We start from the raw sequence: 25793 nt of genomic DNA on the forward strand, positions 1-25793 counted from the left end.
TTTGTTAGCAGTCTCTTTTTTATTGGAGGATTAATCGTGGACGAAACAGGTTCAGTAAATAACACTCACCAACGAAAAGGTTTATTTTCACCTAAAGATCTGGTACTTGGTTTTCAACATTTATTAGCAATGTATTCGGGGGATGTTCTTGTCCCGTTGTTAATTGGTAATTATTTGCACTTTTCGACCATCCAGATGACTTACTTGGTTTCAATCGACATTTTTATGTGTGGGATTGCAACACTTCTTCAGTTAAAGCGGACCCCGCTAACCGGGATTGGCCTCCCCGTTGTCCTGGGCTGTGCTGTTCAATCAGTGACCCCGCTGGAATCAATCGGGAGTAAGTTGGGAATCACTTACATGTACGGGGCAATCATCGCCGCCGGAATCTTTGTTTTCCTGATTGCCGGAGTTTTTTCCAGACTAAAGAAACTCTTTCCACCCGTTGTTACTGGTTCGTTAATCACCATCATTGGATTTACCCTGGTTCCGGTCGGTTTTCAGGATCTTGGTGGTGGAACGCCGACTGCCCACTCATTTGGTGATCCCAAAAACCTCTTCATCGGTTTCGTCACAATTGCGATAATCCTGCTCCTTAATGCCTGGGCAAAGGGCTTCTTGAAGTCAATTGCCATCCTATTAGGAATTTTGATTGGATCCTTTGTTGCCGGCGCAATGGGGATGGTTTCATTAAAACCGGTTTCTGAAGCTGCCTGGCTCCATACCCCGCAACTATTCTTCTTTGGTGTCCCTCACTTTAACGGAAGTGCCATGATCACAATGATTTTGGTTTCATTAACAACGATGATCGAGTCTACCGGGGTCTTCTTCGCCCTGAGTGAAGTCACCGGGCAAAAGCTCACGAGTGATGATATTAAACGGGGCTATCGTGCTGAAGGAATTGCCGCAATTCTTGGCGGCCTCTTTAACACCTTCCCATACTCAACATTCTCCGAAAACGTTGGTGTTATTCGAATGTCTGGGGTTAAGACCCGTCGACCAGTTTACTACGCAGCCTTCATGCTGTTGCTTCTGGGATTACTTCCTAAGGCTGGGGCTCTTGCTACCGTTATTCCTGATCCGGTTCTTGGTGGTGCCATGATTGTTATGTTTGGAATCGTTGGTGTCCAAGGTATCCAAATCTTACATAAGGTCGACTTTACCGATAACGGAAATATCCTTGTCGCCTCCGTTTCCGTTGGCTTGGGACTGGGTGTCACCATGTACCCACATATTTTCCAATTCTTACCAACTGAATTTCAGATTATGATGGGTAACGGTGTGGTTGTCGGTAGTGTTGCTGCCGTTGTCCTCAACTTGCTATTTAACGGTTACGGAAAAGAAAAGCCAGCCAAAGATTAATCTCATTAAATTTTAATAATAGTATTGACAATTTAATTTGGTCACGCTAGAATAACTTCAACAATTATCGTTTCAGTAATTGCTTCGTTCGGTGTCAGAGAGCCGGTGGGGATGTGCGAACCGGTCAGGCGGAGTTAATGAATTATCGCGAGTTTAAGATTGCTCGGCCATAGTCAGTGCCGTTACCACCTGATACGAGAGCGTATTAGATCAATGCGTATGTGGGTGGTACCGCGGTTAATAAATCGTCCCGTTGATGAATTATTTCATCAGCGGGATTTTTTATTCAATCAGTTCATTAAGGAGGAGCAAAAATGAAAAATTGTGGTGGCATTATTCGTTATCAACTTCAATTCAAACACTAACCAATCAATTATTTTATAAGGGAGATTTGAATTATGAAGTCAATTAAATTCGGTGAAGCAGTTAGTATCCTACTAATTATGTTAGTTATTTTAGGGACAGCCGTTATTAGGTTTGGGCTCTCCCCACAAATTCCAGTCCTCTTCGTCATTGCCTTAATCATGCTTTGGGCAAAGCTACGGGGAGCTTCTTGGGACGACCTTCATAAGGGGATCCAAGACGGAATTGGTACAGCAATTATTCCTATTTTTATCTTTATCCTGATTGGGGCATTAATTGCCGTTTGGATTAAAGCTGGGATTATTCCATCAATCATGGTAATTGGCTTTAAGATTATCAGTGCACGGTGGTTCGTTCCTTCTACTTTCCTCGTCTGCTCACTAGTTGGGGTTTCAATCGGGAGTGGCTTTACAACCATTTCAACAATCGGGTTAGCACTTTTCGCTGTTGGTCACGCAATGGGAATTAACCCTGCTTTAATTGCTGGTTCAATTATTTCTGGTGCGGTTTTTGGTGACAAGATGTCTCCGTTATCTGATTCTACCAACCTGGCCTCCGCAATTGCCGGTAGCGACTTATTTGCCCACATTAAGAACATGATGTGGTCCACCATCCCATCCTTCATTGTTTCATTTATTCTTTTCTGGATTATTGGTCAAAGCGGTAGCGGGATGAACTCTAGTAGGATCGTTCACACTACTCAAGCATTGATGAACAACTTCAGCATTAGCTGGTGGGCCTTGCTGCCAATCACATTGCTCTTTATCTGTGCTTGGCGTCACGTTCCAGCCATTCCAACTCTATTTATCAACATCATTGTGACCGTAATTATGATTTTCATTCAAGATCCGCACACGTCCCTTAAGTCCTTAACTAACTTAATTAGCGAAGGATTTGTGGCTCACACTAATGATGCTTCTGTTAACGCCCTTCTTTCTCGTGGTGGGATTACAAGCATGATGGGTACCGTATCCTTGATTATTGTGACCCTTTCACTTGGGGGAATCTTGATGCAGTTTAACGTTATTCAATCTGCTATGGATCCGCTTGTTAAGCATCTTAAGACTCCAGGAAGCCTAATTCTTACCACGATTCTTTCTGGAATTGGCGTGAACCTCTTTGTCGGGGAACAATACCTTTCAGTAATTCTTCCAGGACGGGCCTTCAAGGGTGCCTTTAAGGATATGAAGCTTTCTCCACTAGCACTTAGTCGGGTCCTTGAAGATGGTGGTAGTGTTATCAACTACCTGATCCCATGGGGAGTTGCGGGGATGTTCGTAGCCTCCACTTTAGATGTGCCAGTTCTTCACTTCTTACCATTTGCATTCTTTAGCCTCTTCTCACCTGTATTCTCCGTTATCAGTGGTTTTACTGGGATTGGATTGAAGCGCGCTAAAAATTAAATTACAAAAGAAAAGGCCGGAAAGACAAAATGTTTTTCCGGCCTCTTACTATTACCAGTAATTTCCAGCTTCCCCTTAGCAACAAACCCGGAAAAGCGATCCAATGTTTTGCTTAACCTGTCGGGCAGTATCTGAATGGTTCATCGTGTAAAGGTGGATCCCAGACACGTCATTAGTTACTAAGTCAACGATTTGGTCAATTGCATAGGTGATGCCAGCTTGCTTCAGTGCTTGGGGATGATCATGATATTTTGCCAGAATATCCTTAAACTTCTCCGGAACCGTCACTGCACTGGTCCGCAAAATTCGGTTAGCTTGTCGTTCATTAACAACTGGCATAATGCCCGCAATAATTGGTACGTCAATCCCGCCAATAGCACACAATTCACGGAACCGATAATAACTGTGATTATCCAAGAAAAGCTGGGTAATTATTTGGTCACATCCCGATTCAACCTTTAATTTTAAATGTTGAATTTCATCTACCATACTCAGTGACTCGGGATGTTTCTCCGGGTAGCAAGCCCCGGTAATTTGGAAATCAGGATAATTTTGTTTGATATAAGCAATCAGGTCACTAGCATGGGCAAAGTCAGTTTTCTTTTCCAGTTTTGGTCGTTCATCGCCCCGCAACACCAGTACCCGATCAACATGGCATACCCGCAATTGTTCCAAGATTCGATCAACGTCTTCCCGGCTGAGATACCAAGCAGGGAGATGTGCCATTGCTGGTACCTGACAATCGTTCTCAACGTAATCCGCTACCCTAACCGTTTCATGAGCAAGTTGTTTTGTATTACTGTTACAAGTGACACTGATGAAATCTGGAGAAAGATCGCGCAGGGATGTCAGTACCTGGTTAAGATGATTGATCCCCACCGTCGAATTAGGCGGAAAGACTTCGTACGATAAAGTTGTCACTTAATCACCCTCTCCTAACTGACGACGAACTTCACGAGTTGCTTCAATTACATTGGCTAAACTAGCCCTTGTTTCCTCAACACCACGGGTTTTTAGACCACAATCTGGATTAATCCAGACCTTTGGAGCAGCAATCTTAGCAAGGATCCGGTTGATTGTTGCCTTCACCTCGTCAACGGATGGAATTCGTGGTGAGTGAATATCATAAACTCCAGGTCCCACTTCCGTTTCAAAATGTTGTTTCTTCAATGTATCGAGGATTTCCAAATTAGAACGTGAGGCTTCAAAGGAAATAACATCGGCATCCATCGCATCAATTGCCGGAACAATATCGGAAAACTCGCTGTAACACATATGGGTATGGATCTGGGTTTCCGGTTTGACCTTGCTATGGACTAAGCGGAAAGCCGGAATGGCCCAGTTCAAGTATTCAGAATACCAATCAGACTTTCTCAGCGGCAGCTTTTCTCTCAAGGCTGCCTCATCAATTTGAATAATCTTAATCCCGTTAGCTTCTAGGTCAAGGACTTCCTTTTGGATAGCCAAAGCTAACTGAAGCGTTGATTCCCTTAAGCTAATATCTTCACGAGGGAATGACCAGTTCAAGATGGTTACTGGTCCTGTCAGCATCCCCTTAACCAGTTTTTTGGTTTGGCTTTGAGCGTACTTGGACCACTTAATGGTAATTGGCTGTTGTCGTTTAATATCACCCCAAATAATTGGTGGCTTAACACAACGGGTTCCGTATGATTGAACCCATGCATTCTTGGAGAATATATATCCCGAAAGGTGCTGGCCAAAGTATTCAACCATATCATTCCGTTCAAATTCCCCGTGTACCAAAACATCCAGTCCGATCTTCTCTTGCCACTTTAACCATTCGTCAATCTTTCCCTTAATGAAGTTGTCGTATTGTTCCTGATTAATTTCATGGCAACGAAACTGACGGCGAGTTTGCCGAACTTCCTTAGTTTGTGGGAAGGAGCCGATCGTTGTGGTTGGTAAAAGTGGTAGGTGAAATTCTGCTTTCTGGATCTTTTCTCGTACTTGACGAGCTGGTTGACGAACAAAATCTTCATCCTTCAGGTTTGCAATTTGCTTATGTAATTCAGCGTCTTCCTGAACCCGTTGCTTAGCAAATAATTCCTGATTAGCACGGAGCTTTTCTTTAGCAGAACCTTCGTAGATTGCTGCAAGATCATTAAGCTCACCCAGCTTTTCTACAGCAAACGCAAAGTGCTCCTTAACAGCTGGTTCAAAATTTTCATTTTTAACTGTAATTGGCACATGGAGTAAAGAACAAGATGTGCTAACCACAAGCTTCTTCACTCCGGCTTTCTTGAGTTGCGTCAAACTCTTATCATAATGATTCCGCCAAATATTTTTCCCGTTAACAATTCCGGCAAAAAGAGTCTTGTCTTCCGGAAAATGGTGACTAACTAATTGGAGTGTCTGCTTTCCTTCAACAAAGTCAAGGCCAAGACCATCAAACGGTAATTCGATCAAGTCGTCATAAATATCCCGAACGTCACCAAAATAAGTCTGCAAAAGAACCTTTAGTTTCCCTTTAGCGTTCAATAGTGGCTGGTAGAGTTCATTGAATAGTTGGCGATCTTCCGTAGTTAAATCCTTAACGAGGGCAGGGTCATCAAGTTGAATCCATTTTGCCCCGCTGTCTGCAAGTCGATTAAAAACTTCTTTATAGGCAGTTACAGCGTCATTAATAAAGTCACGAGCAGTCACATTTTGATATTCGCTTAACTTCAGTAATGTAAAGGGGCCAATTAATACGGGGCGGGTAATGATCCCTAATTCTTTTGCTTCTTCAAACTCTGCAAAAATTTTATTTCCAGTTAGCTTAAAGTGGGTATCCTGATTAAGCTGCGGAACAAGGTAGTGATAATTGGTGTTAAACCACTTCTTCATTGGCCAAGCCAGAACATTTCCTTCTTCACCCTGGTAACCACGTGCTAGGGCAAAGTACTTATCCAACTCAGAAAACGGTAAATCTTGAACATCTTGTGGAACTAGATTAAATAGGAAAGCTGCATCTAAGGTTTGATCGTAGTATGAAAAATCATTGCTCGGAATTGCATCGATCCCCTCCTGCTGAAGGAGTTTCCAGTTGCTTTTTCTCAGTTCCTTTGCTGTTGTCCGTAACTCTTCTTGACTAATCTTATTCTTAAAGTATTTTTCAGTAGCAAATTTCAATTCACGCTTCTCACCTATCCGGGGGAAGCCAATAATCGTAGTAGTTGTTGTCATCATTCGTTCATCTCTTTCGCCTTTTTATTTGTCTAATAATCTACCATGGATTTTTGCTATTGAATAACTGTTAAATATTTGAACTGGATATAGGCAAAGACTATAATGCAAATAAAAAAGGATCAGACCAATGAGAATTAAACAATTAGAATATTTAGAAGCCGTGATTGAAACCGGCTCAATTAACGAAGCGGCTAAGCGACTCTACCTTACCCAACCCAGCCTTTCAAGCGCGATCAAGGATTTAGAAAGAGAAATGGGAATCACAATCTTTCAAAGAAGCAACTCAGGAGCCCGTTTAACTGCTAATGGGCGCGAATTCATGAATTATGCCAAACAAATTCTGGATCAGGTTCGTCTGCTCGATGACCGTTTCAAACATCAGCAAGCACTTCACCAGTCCTTCGCTGTTTCTGCACAACACTATGCTTTCGTTGTTAATGCCTTTGTAGAATTAATCAAGGAAATCAATTCACCAACTTATAAGTTCACTCTCCGTGAGACAGAAACCGAAAATATTTTTAATGATCTACGAGCCTTTAAGAGTGAGTTAGGTGTACTCTACATCAATAATTTTAACCGACGAATTATCAATAAATTATTAACGGAGAACGGCCTCAAATTTACGCCACTCTTTGTTGCTAAGCCACACGTCTTTTTAAGCCGTTATAATCCCCTTACAAAGCGACAATCAATCAGCCTTGATGATCTGACCGAGCTTCCCTACCTCTCCTTTGAGCAAGGTGAAAATAATTCCTTTTACTTTTCCGAGGAGATTCAGTCAACTCTGAGTCATAAAAAGGAGATTAAGGTTAGTGACCGTGCAACTATTTTCAACTTAATGGTCGGTCTGAATGGCTACACCATCAGTTCAGGAATCATTAGCAGCAAGCTTAATGATGATAAGATTGTCGCTATTCCCTTAGAGCTCGACGATCCCATAACAATCGGGATTGCTCAACATCAGCATACTGTGCCAAGCCAGTTAAGCCTGAAATTTATTCAGTTGCTTAAAAATCATATTCGTGATTACGGATTCAAAATTATTGGTGAGGAAAACGAAAGGGTGTGAGCCTTTGAATATGGTTCACACCCTTTTTATGTTTGTTATTTGGTGTTCTTGACAGCAGAGTTGGAACGTGTTTAGCCTAAGCTTCCTCAAGATAACGTTCTACTGTCACATAGTCAAAAACGTGTTCGCCCTAACCTTCCTCAAGCTAACGACCTCCGACTCCGACGGCAAGTCGCCGTTCGTCGGAGAAATCGTTAGCCACCGGAAGGTCTTAACGGGCTCACACTCTAATTCATCAACACTTCCGTTACCAGAATTCCGCCACCGAAGATGAGGACAAAGGCAACGACTGGCCAGACGAAGCGAACCCAGTGAGAGTACTTCATGTCGAGCATTTGCAGAGTTGCCATAACTAATCCGGTTGGGGCAAGGAAGAGCATTGCGTATTGACCGAACTGGTAAGCGGTAACAACGATATACCGTGGGATATGAACAGTATCGGCCAACGGTGCCATGATTGGCATAGCAAGAACTGCCAAGCCGGAAGAAGATGGCACAATGAAACCTAGGACGAAGAAGATCAACATCATCATAATGATGAAGACAGATCCTGACATATGACGAACTAATTCTGAAGATTGGTAAAGGATCGTATCAGAAATATAACCATCATTCAAAATGTTGTTAATTCCCCGTGCTAACCCAATGATCAATGATACCCCAACTAAGCTAGCGGCACCGTTAGAGAATGCCTCGGTTGTTTGGTATTCACCAAGGCCATCTTTATGACCAAAGCAGGTTAAGAACATGATAATTACCGCAATCAACAGGAATGATGAAGCCATTTCTGGGAAGGCCCAGCCCTTAGCCATCACACCCCAAATCATGATAATAAATGAAGCGGCAAAGAGAACTAAGATAATCCGTTTCTTAATTGTAAAGGTAAGATCCTTTTCTTCTGAAGAATCCATTGACCACATTGCATCAAACTTAGCCTTATCTTCATAAGTGTATGAGAATGACGGATCCTTCTGAACCTTCCGGGCATACCAGTGAAGGTAGAGGAGCAAGCAAATAACAGCAACGGTGAACCCGATGATCCGTCCAGTCATCCCCTGAGTAAATTGAGTCCCGGCCGCATTAGAAGCAATTACAACCTGGAATGGGTTAATAATCGAGAAGGTTGTCCCAATTGATGAAGCCAAGAAAATTGCCCCAACAACGACAATTGAGTCATAGCCCATTGCAACAAATACTGGCGCTAAAATTGGGTAGAAAGCCACCGCTTCTTCTTCGATTCCACAGAGCGTTCCCCCAAATGCCAACAGAACGGCAACCATAAAGACAAGGATAAACTCTTTACCTTTCGACTTTTTCGTCAACGCTTCAAGCCCTGACTCAAAAGCCCCGCTTGCCTTAACGACCCCAATAAGGCCACCAAGGACAAAGATAAAGATCATAATATCAACAGCCTGCATCGTCCCGTTGACCATGCTGGTGAAAATCGAGTACAGACTCATTGGGTGCTGTTTAAGCCGCTTATAAGTTCCTGGAACTGAAACCGGCTTACTAATTGCCCCAGACTTAAACTGGTCAACGTCAATTTTCACGTTGAGCTTCTTCAGAGTTGCCTGCGTTGCCGGATAAACCGTCTTCTTTCCGCTTGGCGCTACAACCTGAAGATGATCATGGCTATACGAAAGCTTAGAATAACTTCCTGCTGGCACAAACCATGTTAAAAATACTGAAATGACCGTCAGAAAGAACAGAATTGTGAAGGCGCCAGGCATCTTCAGTTTCCATTTTTTCTTTGGCTGATTAGCAGTTGCATCCATAACCCTAAACTCCTCACTATAAATAAAATAATTGCACTTACTATTACTACTCCCGTCTGTTAAATAGATAGTTGTATAATAGTAGTTAATATGATTAATAGTTATTAACTGATTAATCAGTTACAATCAAAATTTTAGTAAGCGCTTTCCACGATCATCAAAAATAATCATAATTAATCATGGATAAAATTAAGGAATTCACATGTTAAAGAATCTTAACTTTTTACGTTACCGTAAATATCAACGAATTATTATTGCAGCTGTTTGTGTCGCTCTTGCTTCCCAAATTGGCACAAGTGCATTCACTAAGGGGAATATGATTGCTCTTTCTGCTTTCCTTCTGCCTGTTTTTCTCTACTTTAACCAGGACTTAAACCCGCTTCAATTAGGGTTAGCGATCGCGATCGCCTCCCCTGTTTTTCGCGGATTCGTCCTGCTAGTAAGTAATGGTGCCACAGCTTCAAATGCTATTGCCTATACGATCGCTGACATCATCTTTTTTACCTGTTACGTCTTTCTTTATTATTTGATTTATTGGCTCCGCAGTTTTCAAAATAACGTTGCTTTTTATTTTACGATTATTATCTGTGATTATTTCGCTAACATGGCCGAGATTGCTTTTTTAAATCATTTTAGTGCATTCTCGTTTAGTGTTCTTCAGGGATTATTCATCCTTGCTTTTGCACGGTCGACACTGGCCTTTTTGATTGCTTTTCCCATCCGTTACTTTCAATTTTTAACGGTGAATAGTGAAAGTCATGAACGCCAATATTACCATTTCATCTGGGTTGCATCGGCAGTCAAAAGCGAAGTCTACTTCATGAAGAAAACGATTAATGAAATTGAGCAGGTAACCAAAAACGCCTACCAACTCAATCAACGGCTAAAGGAGAAGGGACTTCCCGAAGAACAGGCAATGGCGTATAAAATTGCTCAGAACGTTCATGAAATCAAGCACTCCTACCAAAACCTTATTAAGGGACTAGGAGATTATTTTGACGATCAAAGCAACGCACCGATGACAATGACCGATATTCTGAAAATCGTTGTCGACTATTCCCAAATGATTATCCGCGAAAAACAGGCTCATATTAACCTGGTCGTTCAAAATCACGTTGATATTACCATTCCGCGTCATTTTTACCTTGTCACCATCCTATCAAACCTCATCATTAACGGGATTGACGCAATTGGTACTAAGCGAAATGGGGAGTTGCTAATCAAAGTTACTGCAGACAATCAGCACGTCTACTTTTCAGTTACCGACAACGGGAGCGGGATCGCAAAAAATCTCTTGCCGCTGATTTTCAAATCAGGTTTCTCAACTAAATTTGACCAATTCGGTGATATTTACCGGGGAATTGGTCTTTCAAACGTCAAGACAATTGCTGAGGAACAGTTTGCAGGAAAAATCACTGTCGATTCAGCTCCAGGCATTGGAACAACCTTTTTCGTAACATTGGATAAGCAAAAGCTAATTAGTTAGGGTGAGTAAAGATGAAATTTTATATTGTCGATGATGACCAATCAATTCTCTATGTCCTGCAAAATATCATTGAACAAAACTTTAACGATGAAGTTGTCGGGATGACCAGTTCTTCACCTGACGCATTGCAAGAATTAATGGTTAAAGATGTCGATATTGTCCTTGTTGACCTGTTAATGCCTGAACTATCAGGAGTTGACCTTGTACGAAAAGTCAAAGAGGTGAAGCCAAATATCCGTTTTGTAATGATTTCCAAAGTGCAAAACAGTGAGATGCGGGCGGAAGCTTATAAGGCCGGAATCGAATTTTTTATTAATAAGCCCATTAATTTGATTGAGGTTAAAACCGTTCTTAAAAATGTTAGGCAAAGCCTCCAAATGGCAACCCAACTCTCTGATATTTCGAAGATGGTTAATAATTTTACTCCCCAGTCGCAGCCAAAATCGGCTGAAGCGCACCACCAAGCTACCGCTACCCTCAACTATCTCGGGATGACTTCTGAAAAAGGGACGAGTGATATTCTTAAGATCATCTCCCTGATGAAGGCGCAAAAAGAGAATTACCGGAATATTGACCTAGAACAATTAATGGGCATTTCAGAGCACGAACGTCGGATAATCGATCAGCGAATTCGGCGAGCAATTAAAGTTGGTTTGGCAAACATCGCTAACCGCCTGATTGACAACCCCTATGACGAACAGTTATCTGATATTTCTAACCTGCTCTTTGGCTACGAAAGCGTCCACAGTGAAATGCTATACCAGCAAGGCAAGCGTTCTTCCGGTGGCAGAATTTCCATTCAAAAGTTCTTAGACGGTTTAGTAAGCAAAGAGTAAAAAAGATCTGGAAAATAATTTCCAGATCTTTTTTATTACTAAGTCTAATCGCGGGAATCAAGCTTCTTTCTAATCCCATTGATGAAGATAACTTGATAATCGTTTGAGTCCTTCTTTAAGGGTTGCTTTTGGAGCACAGTATCCTAAACGAACGTGCTTTGGTGTATCAAAGGCGTCTCCCGGAACAAGCAAGACTCCTTCATCCTTTAACAAGTTCTCACAGAAAGTATGAATATCTACCGGAACATCTAGCTTCGGGAATGACGTTGAAACTGCTTGAGGCATTACCACTGAAGCACGATCTTCATGTTCAATCCACTCTTGATAAATCTTCAAGTTACCGAGAACCAGCTTTCGATTACGTGCCAACACCTGGTCACGGTGACGAAGAACGTAGGTGGCAAGCAAATCATTAAAGACACCGCCACAAATCATTGTATAATCACGGAATTTCCGGAAAAGATCTGCTAATTCACTATTTGTTGCGGTCCAACCGATCCGAATTCCTGGTACTGAATAGGTTTTAGAAAGTGAATTAGTCGCGATTCCCTTATCATAGAGGTCAATGATTGATGTAAATTTCGTTGGATCGTCTAACGGCAAATAAACCTCATCAACCAAAACGTATGCACCAACTGATTTTGCAATTTCAACAACCTGTTCCAAGAACTTCTTATCCAAAATTGTCCCAGTTGGATTATTAGCATTGTTTAAGCAAATCATCTTCGTATCAGGACGAATCAGTTTTTTCAGCTCGTTAATGTCTGGGTACCAGTTGGCTTCTTCATGAATATGCCAAAAGTCAACTTCTGCCCCAAGCGACTTAGGAATATCGTACAACTGCTGGTATGAAGGGTATTCTGCAATAACATGATCGCCTGGTTGAATCAAACTATACAGGGCTAAGATATTAGCTCCAGTGGCCCCGTTAGTCTGTAACACATTTTCGGGCTCCACATGTTGGTACAGCTTAGCGACTTCCTGCTTAAATTCAGGTGAACCCTCAATCCAGCCGTAGTTCATCTTTTGTTGATCCAACATTGCATAGAACTCTTGACCATTATTACCATCAAGGTTTAAGACTTCATGCATTGTTAATGATGCGATTGTACTTTGGGAAATATCGTATTTAGCACTCTTTTCCCATTTATTCAGCCACGCCTCAACACCAAATGGAGCGATTTCTACCATAAGTCATAACCTCCTAATTATTAATTGAAATTGTACCGTTACCAATTAACACTAGTGAAACTATGGCAAAGATAACGATCAATGCCATAACAATTTTTTCTTTAGTAGTAACGACGTGCTTAAATTCCTTACATGCTTGCAAGTAAAAAATGAAACCAGGGATAAAGCCGACAGAAACTACCATCACTTGCTTCCATCCTGATAATACCATCGCCATTAACTCAAACAGGGTTGCGATTAATCCAATGATAAACTGACCCCATTCATGATTTTGACCACTATATTCCATTTGGTAAACCCCAACTAGGAAGTAACAAATAAGGATCGCGGCTGTACATAAAGTATATGCAAAATTATACGCATAATCAGTGAATAATAAGGAGAACAGGAAGATTGACTGAAGTACCCCAGTGATGATTAATGCTCGAGTTGGTGCTTTCTTGCTGTTTAACTTCCCCCAAGAGGTTGGCAGGGTTTGATCATCTGCCATTAGCATCAATGATTCAGCTGGCAACATGGTCCATGAAAGCCAGGAAACTAGCACTGAAATGATTAACCCAATACTAATCAATGCGGCACCCCAACCGCCAACCAGGTGTTGCATAATCGCACCAAGAGCCGGTTGACCACCAGCAGCTAACTGCGCCCGGGTCATAACTCCATAAGGCAAGATCGAAACAACGATGTAAATTGTCAATAAACTAGCAAGACCAAGAATTGAAGCCTTTTCTGCATCAGTCCGTGTCCGTGCCCGGCTCGAAAGCACTGACGCACCTTCAACCCCAACGAACAGCCACATCATAACAATAATTGATGACCGAACTTGGGTAAATAGTGACGTTTGCTTTAGTACATGAACGTTTTGTGCAACGTTGCCCCAAAAGTCTGCTGTAAACATCTTTGCCTTAAAAGCAATGATTACACAAATTACGAACACAACTAGCGGAATGATTTTGCATATTGTTCCAATTGAATTTATAAATGCTGCTGATTCAATCCCCCGGTTAACTAACAATGTCAAAATCCAGGTTAAAATAATTGCTACAATAATGGATACTAAATTTTGACCATTTGCAAACACCTTGGGAAAGAATGTCCCGAACGCACTCATTGTAATCGTGGCAAACGCAATGTTACCAAGCCAGGCCGATAACCAGTACGCCCATCCAGAAATGAACTCACCAAGTGGTCCAAATGCAGCCCCTGCATAACTAAAGATCCCCGAATCCAGATCCGGTCGTTTTTGCGAAAGATTATTTAACGATAATACTAATGTTAAAACCCCAATTCCAACGATAATCCATGCTAGAATCGCTGGTCCAGGTGCAGCTGCTGTTGCTAAGTCACTCGTTATTCCAAAAACTCCTGAGCCAATTGTTGAACCGATAATCAACAACGTTAGCTCGGTTGTATTAATTCCTTTTTTCTCATCCATTGGCATTAACTCCAATCTCCATCCTCAAGTAATACTCAATATTCTTTATTCAAAATAATGAATATTTATTAGTTGCGGTAATTATAACAGTGTTAAGTAATTCTTTCAAATATGATTGAATGCTTTGCAAGGTTTGCGTTTTAGTCCAAAAAGCTGGGAGATCAGTTAGGTTGCTGGTCTCTCAGTTTTTTTGCAAAGTTTAAGGGGCTAAATGTGCTTGGCAGAGGTTGCTAGAGCTAACAATTCTGGGCAACAGAGCCGAGATCTGTTCGCCGTGACCGCAACTTCCGCCTAGCTGACGTTCTACTGCAACAAAGTCAAACCGTGTTCGCCGGGAAGCCCCTATAGACAACAAACTCCCTCCCAGATGCTTTCAGCATCCAGGCGGGAGAAATCGCTAGCTTTCCGGAAACTCTTTGGGGCGAAGGCACTCTACTTGTCATACTCCTCAATCTTGAAATCGTGGTCGGTGAGGGTGGCGGTGGTGAGGCTACCATTTTTTGGCCGGACGGTGACATCATATTTGCCGCCACCAAATTTTTCAACAAGACTTAAGAGAGTATTCCCATGGCTTACCCACAGAACGTTGGCATCTTCAGGAAGGTCAGCGTGCCGAATTAATTCAAGTCCCTTGTTCATCCGTTCCCAGTATTCCTGATTATTTTCCGCATCATGGAATGGATCAGCCTCTTTCAGCCAATCCTTTGCTTGACCAATGGAACTTGCGAGAACAATTTCCTTGAACGTATTGTAGCCATGTGGGGCACCAGCGTTATACCAAGCCCAATCCATATTGGTTCCCTCATAAGAGCCGTAAAACTCTTCACGGAAATATGGGGCAGCAACTGGTTCACGTACGGAGTCTGCCTGATTCAAATCAAGAATCTTTTGAATGGTTTCCATTGCCCGGGTTGTATCACTACAAAAGGCCGCATCAAAATGAACATTTTTCAGCCGTTCACCAGCATTTTTAGCATCTTGCTTGCCCTTTTCCGTCAGCGGAGAGTTACTCCATCCTTGAAGCTTGTTATAAATGTTGTAGTACGTTTGACCATGTCGTACTAAGTAGATGTTTAATTTTGTCATTGAACCATCCTCCGTTCTTCTGTGATCTTCTTAATTATAGCGCTTCCATTAGTGATTTAGAAGAGGAACCAATTCTTTGAAATTGCTTATCCTCGTTTTCACAGCTTCTTCATACTTTCCCATTATCCTTAAAGCCAAGATGAAGGAAGGGATTATTAATGACATTAAAAGAAACTACTTCTCAACCTAACATTGTCGCGGCTAAAATTATTGCCATGAGTGCTAAAAAAGTTACCGTAGTGACAGAAGAAGGCCACTTATTGGTAATTCCATTAACCAAGGAGTACCGGCAGGATAAAACGATGCTTGAATCGTTAAAAGATATTCTTCACGCCGGGATCTGGATCCCCGTTAACAAAAAGTTACGCAAGTTATTCAGTCATGACTGGTTAGTGGAACCTGAACCAGTCCCGGTTAAGGTAAACAAATAATTAAATTTTGACAACAATCTTTCTTAGATAAATGTTTCTCAATTAATCTGTGATAGAATGGCTATTGATTTGCTAGTTTTGCTAGCATTAAATAACTATTAAATCTCGATTGCGAGGAACATTCCTAATGAAAAAACTAAGCAAATTCGTGGACACTAGGATCGGGTTCTTCACCCTTCTAGTGGTCCTTTTTTGGTTAAAGACATTATTTGCTTACTTTACTGACTTTAAATTAGGAGCAGAAGGCATCTTTCAATACCTTATTCTGCTAATTAATCCGTTACCAATTACCGCATTAATTTACAGTATTGCCTTTTACTTTAAGCGGTCCCGCTTCTTCTACCCGGTTTTAATGGGATTAGATATTGCCAACACGCTTTTACTGTACCTAAACGTCATCTATTATCGTGAATTTACTGACTTTATGACCATTGCGACTATGACTGGTTACTCAAAAGTTAATCAAGGGTTAAGCGGCAGTTCACTAGCCCTCACCAACGTTCACGACCTTTTTTATTGGCTTGACATTGTCATTATTATCATTTTAATGCTGCTGCACAAGATTCACTTTGATCCCCGTGCTATTAGCAGTAAATTAGCCTTTGCATTTACTTCAATGGCATTGACACTTTTCGGTATTAATCTTTCATTGGCTGAAATGAGCCGGCCACAATTACTTACCCGGACGTTTGACCGAACTTATATTGTTAAATATCTCGGCATTGATGCATTTACCGGGTATGATGTTGTGAAATCGCAACATATTAACAAGATGCGCCAAAGTGCCACCAAGTCAGAGCTATTAAAAGTTAAAAAATTTACCGACAAGCACTATGCATCCCCCAATCCCAAACTGTACGGGATCGCTAAGGGACGCAACGTGATTGTTATCCACCTTGAAAGCTTCCAACAATTCTTAATTGATAAGAAGGTCAATGGCCAAGAAGTTACCCCATTCTTAAACTCCCTATATCATGGTAGTGATACTTATGCATTTGATAACTTCTTCCACCAAGTTGGTCAAGGGAAGACCAGTGACGCTGAAAACATGCTTGAAACAAGTACGTTTGGGCTTCCTCAAGGGTCGCTTTTTGCCACTCTTGGTAGTGATAATACCTTCCAGGGTGCTCCAGCAATTCTAAATCAACGAGCTGGTTATACTAGTGCCGTCTTTCATGGTAACGTTGCCAGCTTCTGGAACCGGAATAATGTTTACAAGAACTTGGGGTATCAATACTTCTTCGACGCAAGCTACTATGATACCTCTGGTGATAAGGCAACGGGGTATGGCCTTAAGGATAAGCTGCTTTTTAAGAACTCAGTTAACTACTTACAGAACTTACAGCAGCCGTTCTATACCAAGTTTATTACCGTTACTAACCACTTCCCGTACAGCTTGGATGACGAAGATAAGGATCCTAATTTCCAAACTACCAATACCGGGAACACTACCGTTGACAATTACTTTGTGACAGCTCATTACCTTGATCAATCACTCGCTGAATTCTTTGCTTACCTGCAAAAGACCGGGTTAGATAAAAACTCAGTGATCATGATTTATGGTGACCATTACGGAATTTCAAATTCTGAAAACAAGGCTTTAGCAACTGCCCTTGATCGTAACCCAGATGACTGGACAGACTTTGATAATACTCAACTTCAACGAGTACCATTAATGTTTGTCATTCCTGGTTCTGGCGGCCACGGAGGAATTTATCACCAATATGGTGGCGAAGTTGATGTTCTACCGACCCTGCTTCACCTTCTTGGAATTAGCACCAAGCGGTATATCCAGTTTGGTACCGACCTCTTCTCTAGTCAGCACAGTCAGGTCGTTGCCTTCCGTAATCATGATTTTGTGACCCCACGTTTCTCCAGCATTAGCGGAACAATTTACGATAATAAGACTGGTAAAATTGCTAAATTAACTGCAAAGCAAAAGAAACAGCTAAAGAAGAATCATAAACTTGTTAATACCGAATTATCACTTTCCGATTCCTTAAACGAAAAGAACCTTCTTCGTTTCTACCATCCAAAGGGCTTCAAGAAAGTTAACCCTGCGGACTACAATTATTCCAATGGTTTGAAGCGTGAGAAACAAATCGAAAAGGAATTAGGAGATAAGTCAACCAGCATCTTCTCAAAGAACGGTGATCGTTCAACCGTTGATGATTACTCAACCGACGCTCCTGAACAAAATCACTCCTCAACCGATTCTAACCGAATCAAAATTACTAACCCGGATGGGAATAACAAGTAGAGTGTGAGTCGTGACGAATTAGCAACTGAGCACTAGAAAATCCCGGACGATGATTGTTTACAATCAAGTCCGGGATAACTAGGCGGAAGTTGCGGTCACGACGAACGCATTTCGACTCAGTTAAAGTAGAACATTATCTCTAGCAAGTCGAGTACGTTTCTCCTCTGCCACAAAATTCCAAAAACACCGAACTGCAATTTTAATTGTAGTTCGGTATTTTTTGCTTTGTTATGTAGTTAAGCATTTACTGTATCATAGCCAAAACGACTCACACTCTATTTAATTCCAAATTCTCTGCCAAAGGTTTCCGCGGTTGATTGTTTCGGTACTTTGTAGTGGGATAGTGAGCGGCTTATTATCGACGGTTCTGATGTCAGAGCCGGTAACTGCGATGGTTCCGAGTCGTTCACCCTTCTTAACTGGTGCGTTCAACCTTGCTTTATGGTTAGTTAAGTGCTTGTAATAACGAGGCTGAATAGTGTACTGAGCAGTCTTTTGCATCTGCCATACTGTAATCGAATGAGGTCCAACAGTTAGCATCCGTTTAGCACCATTAGAAACCCGCTTTTGCGACTGCTTTTTATTCAGTGTTAGCACTTGTTGGTGGGCATTTTGAATAAAGTACTGGTACAACTTCTGCGTTTGCGTAAACCGAGCATCCTTATCCTTACCGGTAGCATGAAACACAACAGTGATCAGTCGATGACCCTGGTAAATCCCCGTACTAGCGAAGCAAGCTCCGGCAGCATCAGAAGTTCCAGTCTTCAAACCATCAATCTGCACACCGTCAACGGTATATTTGCCACCTGAAAGCGTTTTATTAAGATTTTCAACTTCCTTTGTCTTCCCCTTGGCAATCGTAAATTGAGCTTTGGGCTGACTTGTAACTTTTAGAACACTTGGGTAATGTTTAACCAAGTACCGTGACATCAAAGCAACGTCACGTGCAGTCATCGAGTTTTCAGCATTGTTACTGATTCCCGCTTGCTTCAGTCCTTTCAGGTCACCATTCTTCAACCCAACCGGATTAACAATCGTGGCATCGGTAATTCCTATCTGTCGAGCCTTCTTTTGCATTTTCTCGTTAAACTGTTTGATGGTGCTCCCATCGGCAGTTGCTAATGCTAAGGCCGCCCCATCAGCAGATTTAATCAAAGTTGCATTGAAAAGCTCTCGCACCGTGTATGATTGTCCAGCTTGTAACCCAATTGCAGAATAGTTTGAATCATTAGAAACCTCAGCGATCTTTTTACTGATCTTTACTTTGGTATTCCATGAAAGCTGGTGATGATTAATTTCATCTTCAATCACGCTTACCGTTAACAGCTTACTAATTGAAGCAATCGGTAGCTTTTCCTCACTATTTTGCTGATAAATAATCTGTCCCGTATCAGCATCGATCATAATTGCCGATCGACTATCGATCATTTGGGCAGCGGATGCTGTTTGCGGTCTTGCAACCACACAACAAATCATCAGTAACAATGTCGAAAGAAAAGCGATAACCTTTTTCATTTTTATTCTCCAATTAGCTGCATTTAACCAACTATTTCAACTTTTGTGCCCACCGGCAAATTCTCTTCCATCCACTTTGCATCTGCCACTGATAACCGAATACAGCCATGCGAGCCCGTGGATTTTCCTAATTTAGCAGCTTCTTTTTTATTGTATGATCCGTCCGCATTGGTTGGAACACTGTGGAACAAGTATTCTCCATGATTTAACCAGGAAGTATAGTAATTAGCTCCTTCTTTTAATCGCGCATTGTAAAAACTATTTCCCCGTTCCTGTTGAACATAAAAAGTACCCGTTGGTGTCATACTCTTCATTTTACCTGTTTTAGGATCTTTCTTATAAATCCCACCGGTTGAATACATTGTGTAGATCACATGATTACCATCATATAAATAGGTGCGGTTAGTCTTTAAATTGACCTTGATCCACAAGTGCTTAACCTTACTCAGATCAGGGTATGCCTTTGTTTCAGAAGACTTTCGCCAATCAATTGGTGTCCGCATCTGGCTGCTAGAACTAGATGATGATTGCTTTTGAGCGACTGTTTTTGTAACAGTAGTGGCCGCCGTGCTCCCCTGATCGTTCGCACTAGTCTTTAAGCTTGAATGAACACCAAAAATAGCAATTATTAGGCAGAATAACGCATAAATAACGTATCTACTTCTTTTCATTAATTTTACCTTACCCCTTTTAATTCAACTACCAATAAAATCATTTCTATTATATTATAGACTATTAGATAATCAATCGTATTTTAAATGAATAATAAGAGGTAACAGAATGCGTCAAAATTTGAAGATCAGCTACCTTACCGCAATTTTCTTTTTTATTGTTGCGGTGATTTGTGCTAACTTAATGTAATTGGAGATCAGCTCTATGCAAAGTATCAGTAACCTTTTTAACAATCTTTGGACATATATTCTCACCCATAAATGGTCAAAAGATATTCTGCGAGGAAACATCCTCTTTATTTCTCTCATAATCATCTATGATCTTTGCCATTTTCAATTAGCAATCATCACATGGGGGATTTTCTTTAAATTTTGGATTATTCTCAACATCTGTTACCTTTTTAAATTATTTCTTGATCTATTTTAATGTTCTTAAAATTAGTAGTTACTTTCTAATCTTCATTGATGAACTGTGAGTTGCTAGCCGTTTAGTCGGGTAAAGTTTCTTAGCAAGGGCCGTGATTGCGGTCGGAGCTTCACCAAAAGCAGTCGCAATTAACGCTGTCTTTCCAGGATAGGTAATCCCATCCCCAATTGCATAAACATTTTCAATATTTGTTTGCATCGTTGAATCAACCTTAATCAGGTTTCGCTCAGCAGCTAAATTAAGCGACCATTGATCAAGTGCCGCATTATTTGACGTAAAACCATAGTTAACCACAATCCGATCAACGTTCAAGTTTGTCATTTCATCACTACGCATCTTCTTTAACTTCAACGTGACGGATTGATCGTCTTCCACCTGAAGTTCCTTTGGTAAGAACGGTGTAACCAAGTTCACGCTTGATTGCTTTAAAAGTGAAACAGAATGTTCCATCCCGCGGAACTGATCTCGACGGTGAACTAGCGAGACCTGCTTAGCTATGGGCTCAAGCATTAATGCAATATCAATGGCTGAATTACCGCCACCCAAAACCGCTACTCGTTTGTCAGCAAAGTCATCACGGTGAGTAACAAAGTAGTGAAGCTGGTTGCCCTCAACCTCATCTACTCCATCAAGAGCCAATTTTCGGGGCTTAAATGCGCCATTTCCTAAGGCAATCACAATTGCCCGGGAATGAGAAACTCGGCCAGCACTCTTAACTGTAAATGTCCCGTCTGCTTCCTTTACAACATCCTCAACGGTCTCATTTGTAAACTGGTCAACCGGAGCTACCGCAAGTTGCTTTTGCAGCTGACTTACTAATTCGTGTCCCGTTACTCCTGGAAGTCCTGCAACGTCCCAGATTTGTTTTTCCGGATAAAGAGCATTAACTTGGCCGCCAAGTTGGGGCAAGCTTTCGATCAATTGGGCGTTTAATTCATGGAGTCCACAATAAAAGGCTGCAAACATTCCTGCAGGTCCGCCACCAATAATTGTAATGTCATACATTTTTGCCATTCGCCATGGCTCCTCTCTATTCTTTTTTCTTATTGTAATTGATTTTTGCTGAAATTAAAATTGCGGGGCCAGCATCATTTAGCTATCATTAACATAAACTAGCTAACTGGAGGAAAATATCATGGCCACTAAAAAAATGATCCTGGATCTAGATACAGGGGTCGATGATGCGTTAGCTCTTGCGTATGCAATTGCTGACCCCAACATTGACTTAATCGGAGTTGTTGCTTCTTACGGTAATAACTTATTAGATCAAACCGCTAAGAACTCATTACAGCTGCTTGAATTACTCGGCCAAGACATCCCCGTTTTCAAGGGACTTAGCCACTCAAGCACTACTGATCATTTTACAGTCATGCAGGTCAGCAAGGAGATTCACGGAAATAACGGAATCGGTGATATTTCACTTCCTGAACCGCGTCACCAAGTTCAAACTAAAGACGGTGTTGATTTTATCATTGAAGCGGCTCATCAGTACAGTAAAGACCTCATTGTCGTTCCGACTGGTCCATTGACAAACCTTGCTGCTGCACTACATCGGGATCCGCAGATCAGTCGCTTAATCGGTAATGTTACTCTAATGGGCGGGGCGTTGACAGTCGAAGGAAATGTTAGTGAAGTTGCTGAGGCCAATATTAATCAAGACGCTGAAGCTGCTAACGAGGTCTTTACCAGTCAATTACCAATCACAATGGTTGGCCTTGACGTTACTTTGCGGACACTCCTCACAAAAAAAGAAACTCAGCAGTGGCGTAATTTGGGAACACCGGCTGGAATTGCCTATGCTGAACTCACTGATTTCTACATTGATGCCTACTATCGGTTAGGGATCGATAAGCATGGCTGTGCAATTCATGATCCGCTGGCAGTCGGCGTGGCAATTGACCCATCATTTGTAACCACCCTTGCTCTGCCAATGAAAGTTATTACTAGCGAACATAATTATGCCCGGACAATCGGTGATAAGATGCGGTTAAATGAACCCCATCCAAATGTTAAGGTTGCAATTAACGTTAACCAAGAACGATTCGTTCCCGTCTTTATGAACCACCTGACTAATCTTTTAGCCAATCACTAAATTAACTGTCGAAGAATCTGTTTTTGTTGTATGATAGTAACAAAAGAAAATCATTTGTCTGGGGTGCCACTTGGCTGAGATTAGACCCATTGAACCTGTCTAGATAATACTAGCGAAGGAAGCGCGTTTTTAATCAACCAATTAAGGGACCATGACATTTTTTGTCACGGTTCTTTTTCTTTCCCCAAGAAAGGAATCATTATGTTTCATCAATTTCACTTAAAAGATATTATTCTCTTAGCAATCATCGGAATCGTTTTTGGAGTAATCTACTTAGCAACTGGCCTGCTTTATAACGGTTTAACAATTGCCTTGACTCCCTTTGGCTATGGACCAATGGCTAACGATATTACATTAGGGATTTGGTGTATGGCTGGCCCGTTAGCTGGTTTTATGCTCCGCCTTCCCGGTGCCTCATTTCTCGGTGAATTTCTCAGTGCCGTAGTGGAAATGCTCCTCGGTGATCAATGGGGCGTAACCACCCTGCTCTCGGGTCTGGTTCAAGGAATCGGGACCGAACTTGGTTTTACCTTAACGCTTTATAAAATATACAATTGGGTAACATTACTTCTCTCCGCAACAACTACCACGATTCTGACATTTGCCTGGGATTGGTTCCGGAATGGTTACAGCCATTTCCCATTTTCAATGTTAATTGTGATGTTAATTGTTCGCTGGCTATCAATGTTTTTCTTCACCGGTGTCCTCGTTAAACTCATCGTTAACCTGTTAAACAGAAGTCACGTTCTTTCGAGGTAGAATGAATGGAATCAATAGCTATTCAACATCTGACATTCTCATATAAAGGTGACCAGCCGATCCTTAACGACGTCTCCCTTGAGTTGCCACTTCATACTTCAATCATCTTCAGCGGACCCGTTGGCAGTGGAAAAACTACCCTGTTAAAGTTGATCGCTGGCCTACTTCCAAAATACGGTGGCAACTGTTTAGGGAAAGTCATCATTCCCCATGGGCAACGGATTGGGATGCTCTTTCAAGATCCAGCAATGCAATTCACAATGGATACCCCACAACATGAATTAGAATTTACCCTAGAGAATCTTCAAATTCCTCACGAAGAAATTAACAAGCAGGCAAGGGATGCCCTGGCCTTTGTTGGTTTAGAAAAGCTTTCCCAGCAAAAACTAACTACCCTTTCCGGTGGTCAATTACAGCGGGTTGCGTTGGCAATTACAATTGCAATGAAAGCAGAGATCATTTTACTCGATGAACCTTTTTCAAGTATTGATGAAGCTAACCGGCTGTTTCTCCTTCAAAAACTAACCCAGCTTCAAAATGAAAATGGCACAACAATCATTATCAGCGAGCACGATCTCCATAATTACCAAAATTTTAGCCAGCTTGTTGTTCAGTTCCACGACTCTAAAGCCACACTTCTTTCACCGCAAAATAGCTTGACACTGTTAGAAAATGCTAACCACCAGCATAGTAGCAAGCTGATCACCAAAATTCCCCCGCTAACTGCTAATATCGTTATGAAGTTAAAAGACTATGCTATAAGTCGTAATCAAACTTCCCTTATTAAGCCCACCAGCTTAAATATTATTCAAAACAAAGTTACCTTACTAACTGGTGCTAGCGGTGCGGGAAAATCAACTCTTCTTAAATCGATTGCTAAGTTAACTCCCTACCAAGGAGAAATAACGTATAAGGATCAAAACATTCAAAAAATATTCCCCGGGAAATATTATTCTAAAGTCGGTTTAATCTTCCAAGAAACCAATCAACAATTCCTAAACGTTACTGTCGGTGAAGAACTAATGTTAAGCATCAAAAATGGTCATAACCCATTTTTAACCTCCAAAACAGCAAAGGAACTTTTAGCAATGGTCGGTCTGCCTGATATTAGTCAAAGAATTATTTATTCACTGAGTGGCGGCCAGCGAAAACTTATTCAAAACCTTGTCATGCTAATAATGGGACAGGAAATTTTGCTAATGGACGAGCCATTTGCAGGCCTTGACCATAAATCATTGCAGAAGTTACTGACCCTTATTGAACAGAGCAAGCAACACTTTCCACAAACCTTGCTAATTGTGAGTCACCAATTAGATCACTTAGCTAGCGTGGTTGATTATCACCTTAGTCTTACTAATCAGCAGCTTTCATATCAAGGAGGGCCACAAAATGAATCCCAGCATTAAACTTCTCCTCCTTCTCCTTATTTCACTCGAGATTAGCTTTACAAATCAGCTCTATGTAAACCTAATCCTTATCGTCTGTCTTTTGGTCGTTCTCCTCTGTCACCACCTAACATGGCGTCGCTTTATATGGCTAATGCTAATCCCCGTAATCCCTGGGCTTGCGGTTCTCATCACTATTGGCGGATATGGTCCAGGACATAGTTGGCTTACTGGATGGAGTATGGTAAGTCGCTTTTACGTTTATGTTTTTGCTGGCGGAGTAATGACTTTCACAACCTCAACACTTACCCTAGCGCGATCATTAGAACAGAACTGTCATCTTCCCAGTAAGTTCGCCTATGGTACCTTAGCAGCGTTAAATATTTTGCCACGAATTAAACGAACCGTTATTTCAATTAGGGTTGCCGGAAGAATGCGCGGAATTAATCTTCATTGGTGGTCGCCAATTCTTTACTTCAAAGCAATTCTTTCAGCCATTAGGTGGTCGGATCAACTAGCTCAGGCAATGGAGACTCACGGTTTTCGTGAAGGGCAGCCACGGACTTTCGCTGTCCGAATTCCTATTTCTTGGTCTGATTGGGCAATCCTAATAACTAGCATCATTATTCTCCAGGTTCTGCTAATTGCACTCCCGCAATAGATCAGGCATAATGAAGAAAAATGATTGGAGATTTTTTCACTATGAATAACGATATTAGTTTATCCAAACGAATCATTGGGGCCCTTTCGTACCTCAGTATTCTTTTTCTTCCAGTAATTTTTCCACTAATTGTCTGGATTGTTGCCGGAAGCGATAATCCTTGGGTTAAACGCCAGGCTAAGTTAGCCTTTTGGACGCAAATTTTCCCACTACTATACATTATCTTCTGCTTCCTATTTATTAGCGTAGCAGCTTGGCATTCAATGATTGCTAATCTGGGCGCATTCAGCGGGATCCTACTAACTTTTGCCCTGTTAATTGCGTTAATCCTCTATATTTATAATATTGCAATGGCAGTGAAGGTTCTTCTGGGTCGTGAATAGTTTAGCAGTCTTTT

The 25793-nt window shown here is 41.5% G+C and carries 21 protein-coding genes and 1 riboswitch; of the genes, 12 read left to right on the forward strand and 9 right to left on the reverse strand.

Annotated features, from left to right (window positions below; translation table 11 throughout):
- The first annotated feature begins 36 nt into the window (after window positions 1-36).
- Together N4627_RS08350 and nhaC are read left to right on the forward strand one after the other, a co-directional pair.
- Window positions 37-1362 (forward strand): nucleobase:cation symporter-2 family protein, encoded by a 1326-nt coding sequence (locus tag N4627_RS08350; RefSeq protein WP_269257392.1) that lies wholly within the window; start codon window positions 37-39, stop codon window positions 1360-1362.
- Between the two features lie 398 nt (window positions 1363-1760).
- Window positions 1761-3128, forward strand: a complete 1368-nt coding sequence (nhaC, locus tag N4627_RS08355; RefSeq protein ID WP_003716504.1) for a Na+/H+ antiporter NhaC — start codon at window positions 1761-1763, stop codon at window positions 3126-3128.
- A gap of 75 nt (window positions 3129-3203) precedes the next feature.
- Here the strand turns inward: nhaC and metF are convergent, their stop codons facing one another.
- The gene (gene metF / locus N4627_RS08360) at window positions 3204-4049 is read right to left on the reverse strand and encodes a methylenetetrahydrofolate reductase [NAD(P)H] (protein WP_003716503.1); all 846 of its coding nucleotides are present in this window, start codon (window positions 4047-4049) and stop codon (window positions 3204-3206) included.
- Window positions 4050-6317: a 5-methyltetrahydropteroyltriglutamate--homocysteine S-methyltransferase gene (gene metE, locus N4627_RS08365; RefSeq protein WP_390893935.1), complete on the reverse strand. Its 2268-nt coding sequence runs from the start codon at window positions 6315-6317 to the stop codon at window positions 4050-4052.
- A 127-nt stretch (window positions 6318-6444) separates the two neighbouring features.
- Here metE and N4627_RS08370 point away from each other — a divergent pair, with 127 nt between their 5' ends.
- Window positions 6445-7386 (forward strand): LysR family transcriptional regulator, encoded by a 942-nt coding sequence (locus N4627_RS08370; protein ID WP_260964696.1) that lies wholly within the window; start codon window positions 6445-6447, stop codon window positions 7384-7386.
- A gap of 227 nt (window positions 7387-7613) precedes the next feature.
- Here N4627_RS08370 and N4627_RS08375 read toward each other — a convergent pair whose 3' ends face one another.
- The gene (locus N4627_RS08375; protein WP_260964699.1) at window positions 7614-9161 is read right to left on the reverse strand and encodes a YfcC family protein; all 1548 of its coding nucleotides are present in this window, start codon (window positions 9159-9161) and stop codon (window positions 7614-7616) included.
- A gap of 202 nt (window positions 9162-9363) precedes the next feature.
- Here N4627_RS08375 and N4627_RS08380 point away from each other — a divergent pair, with 202 nt between their 5' ends.
- On the forward strand, window positions 9364-10647 hold the full coding sequence (locus tag N4627_RS08380) for an ATP-binding protein (protein WP_098044519.1): 1284 nt from the start codon (window positions 9364-9366) through the stop codon (window positions 10645-10647).
- An 11-nt stretch (window positions 10648-10658) separates the two neighbouring features.
- Window positions 10659-11483, forward strand: coding sequence for a DNA-binding domain-containing protein (locus N4627_RS08385; protein ID WP_124031617.1), 825 nt, complete (start codon window positions 10659-10661; stop codon window positions 11481-11483).
- 69 nt (window positions 11484-11552) lie between these two features.
- Here the strand turns inward: N4627_RS08385 and N4627_RS08390 are convergent, their stop codons facing one another.
- From N4627_RS08390 to N4627_RS08400, 3 genes are all read right to left on the reverse strand, one after another.
- The gene (locus N4627_RS08390; RefSeq protein ID WP_124031618.1) at window positions 11553-12674 is read right to left on the reverse strand and encodes an aminotransferase; all 1122 of its coding nucleotides are present in this window, start codon (window positions 12672-12674) and stop codon (window positions 11553-11555) included.
- 13 nt (window positions 12675-12687) lie between these two features.
- Window positions 12688-14109, reverse strand: a complete 1422-nt coding sequence (locus tag N4627_RS08395) for a basic amino acid/polyamine antiporter (protein ID WP_260964704.1) — start codon at window positions 14107-14109, stop codon at window positions 12688-12690.
- Between the two features lie 432 nt (window positions 14110-14541).
- A complete protein-coding gene (locus N4627_RS08400) occupies window positions 14542-15195 on the reverse strand; it encodes a histidine phosphatase family protein (RefSeq protein WP_003716487.1) in 654 nt (217 codons plus the stop codon).
- Between the two features lie 158 nt (window positions 15196-15353).
- Here N4627_RS08400 and N4627_RS08405 point away from each other — a divergent pair, with 158 nt between their 5' ends.
- Together N4627_RS08405 and N4627_RS08410 are read left to right on the forward strand one after the other, a co-directional pair.
- The gene (locus N4627_RS08405) at window positions 15354-15626 is read left to right on the forward strand and encodes a hypothetical protein (RefSeq protein WP_003716486.1); all 273 of its coding nucleotides are present in this window, start codon (window positions 15354-15356) and stop codon (window positions 15624-15626) included.
- A gap of 127 nt (window positions 15627-15753) precedes the next feature.
- Window positions 15754-17886 carry an LTA synthase family protein gene (locus tag N4627_RS08410; protein WP_056974635.1) on the forward strand — a complete coding sequence of 711 codons (2133 nt, stop codon included), beginning with the start codon at window positions 15754-15756 and terminating at the stop codon, window positions 17884-17886.
- 279 nt (window positions 17887-18165) lie between these two features.
- Here the strand turns inward: N4627_RS08410 and N4627_RS08415 are convergent, their stop codons facing one another.
- The 3 genes from N4627_RS08415 to N4627_RS08425 form a co-directional block, all read right to left on the reverse strand.
- The gene (locus N4627_RS08415; RefSeq protein ID WP_260964708.1) at window positions 18166-19401 is read right to left on the reverse strand and encodes a D-alanyl-D-alanine carboxypeptidase family protein; all 1236 of its coding nucleotides are present in this window, start codon (window positions 19399-19401) and stop codon (window positions 18166-18168) included.
- A 23-nt stretch (window positions 19402-19424) separates the two neighbouring features.
- A complete protein-coding gene (locus tag N4627_RS08420) occupies window positions 19425-20072 on the reverse strand; it encodes a L,D-transpeptidase (protein ID WP_003716482.1) in 648 nt (215 codons plus the stop codon).
- Between the two features lie 445 nt (window positions 20073-20517).
- The gene (locus N4627_RS08425; RefSeq protein WP_260964710.1) at window positions 20518-21513 is read right to left on the reverse strand and encodes an NAD(P)/FAD-dependent oxidoreductase; all 996 of its coding nucleotides are present in this window, start codon (window positions 21511-21513) and stop codon (window positions 20518-20520) included.
- A gap of 121 nt (window positions 21514-21634) precedes the next feature.
- On the opposite strand from N4627_RS08425, the gene N4627_RS08430 reads away from it, so the two are divergent.
- From N4627_RS08430 to N4627_RS08450, 5 genes are all read left to right on the forward strand, one after another.
- Window positions 21635-22591, forward strand: coding sequence for a nucleoside hydrolase (locus tag N4627_RS08430; RefSeq protein ID WP_098044512.1), 957 nt, complete (start codon window positions 21635-21637; stop codon window positions 22589-22591).
- Window positions 22592-22640: 49 nt separating this feature from the next.
- A riboswitch (TPP riboswitch) is annotated at window positions 22641-22730 on the forward strand.
- Window positions 22731-22792: 62 nt separating this feature from the next.
- Window positions 22793-23350, forward strand: coding sequence for an ECF transporter S component (locus tag N4627_RS08435; RefSeq protein ID WP_003716479.1), 558 nt, complete (start codon window positions 22793-22795; stop codon window positions 23348-23350).
- A 5-nt stretch (window positions 23351-23355) separates the two neighbouring features.
- Window positions 23356-24756, forward strand: a complete 1401-nt coding sequence (locus N4627_RS08440; protein WP_260964714.1) for an ABC transporter ATP-binding protein — start codon at window positions 23356-23358, stop codon at window positions 24754-24756.
- A complete protein-coding gene (locus tag N4627_RS08445; protein ID WP_260964716.1) occupies window positions 24740-25396 on the forward strand; it encodes an energy-coupling factor transporter transmembrane component T family protein in 657 nt (218 codons plus the stop codon). Before N4627_RS08440 ends, N4627_RS08445 begins: the two co-directional genes overlap by 17 nt.
- A 41-nt stretch (window positions 25397-25437) precedes the next feature.
- Entirely contained in the window at window positions 25438-25779 is a 342-nt protein-coding gene (locus N4627_RS08450) for a DUF4870 domain-containing protein (RefSeq protein WP_040530691.1), read from the forward strand.
- The last annotated feature ends 14 nt before the right edge of the window (window positions 25780-25793 follow it).

The organism is Limosilactobacillus vaginalis (assembly GCF_025311515.1).
Classification (GTDB): Bacteria; Bacillota; Bacilli; order Lactobacillales; family Lactobacillaceae; genus Limosilactobacillus; species Limosilactobacillus vaginalis.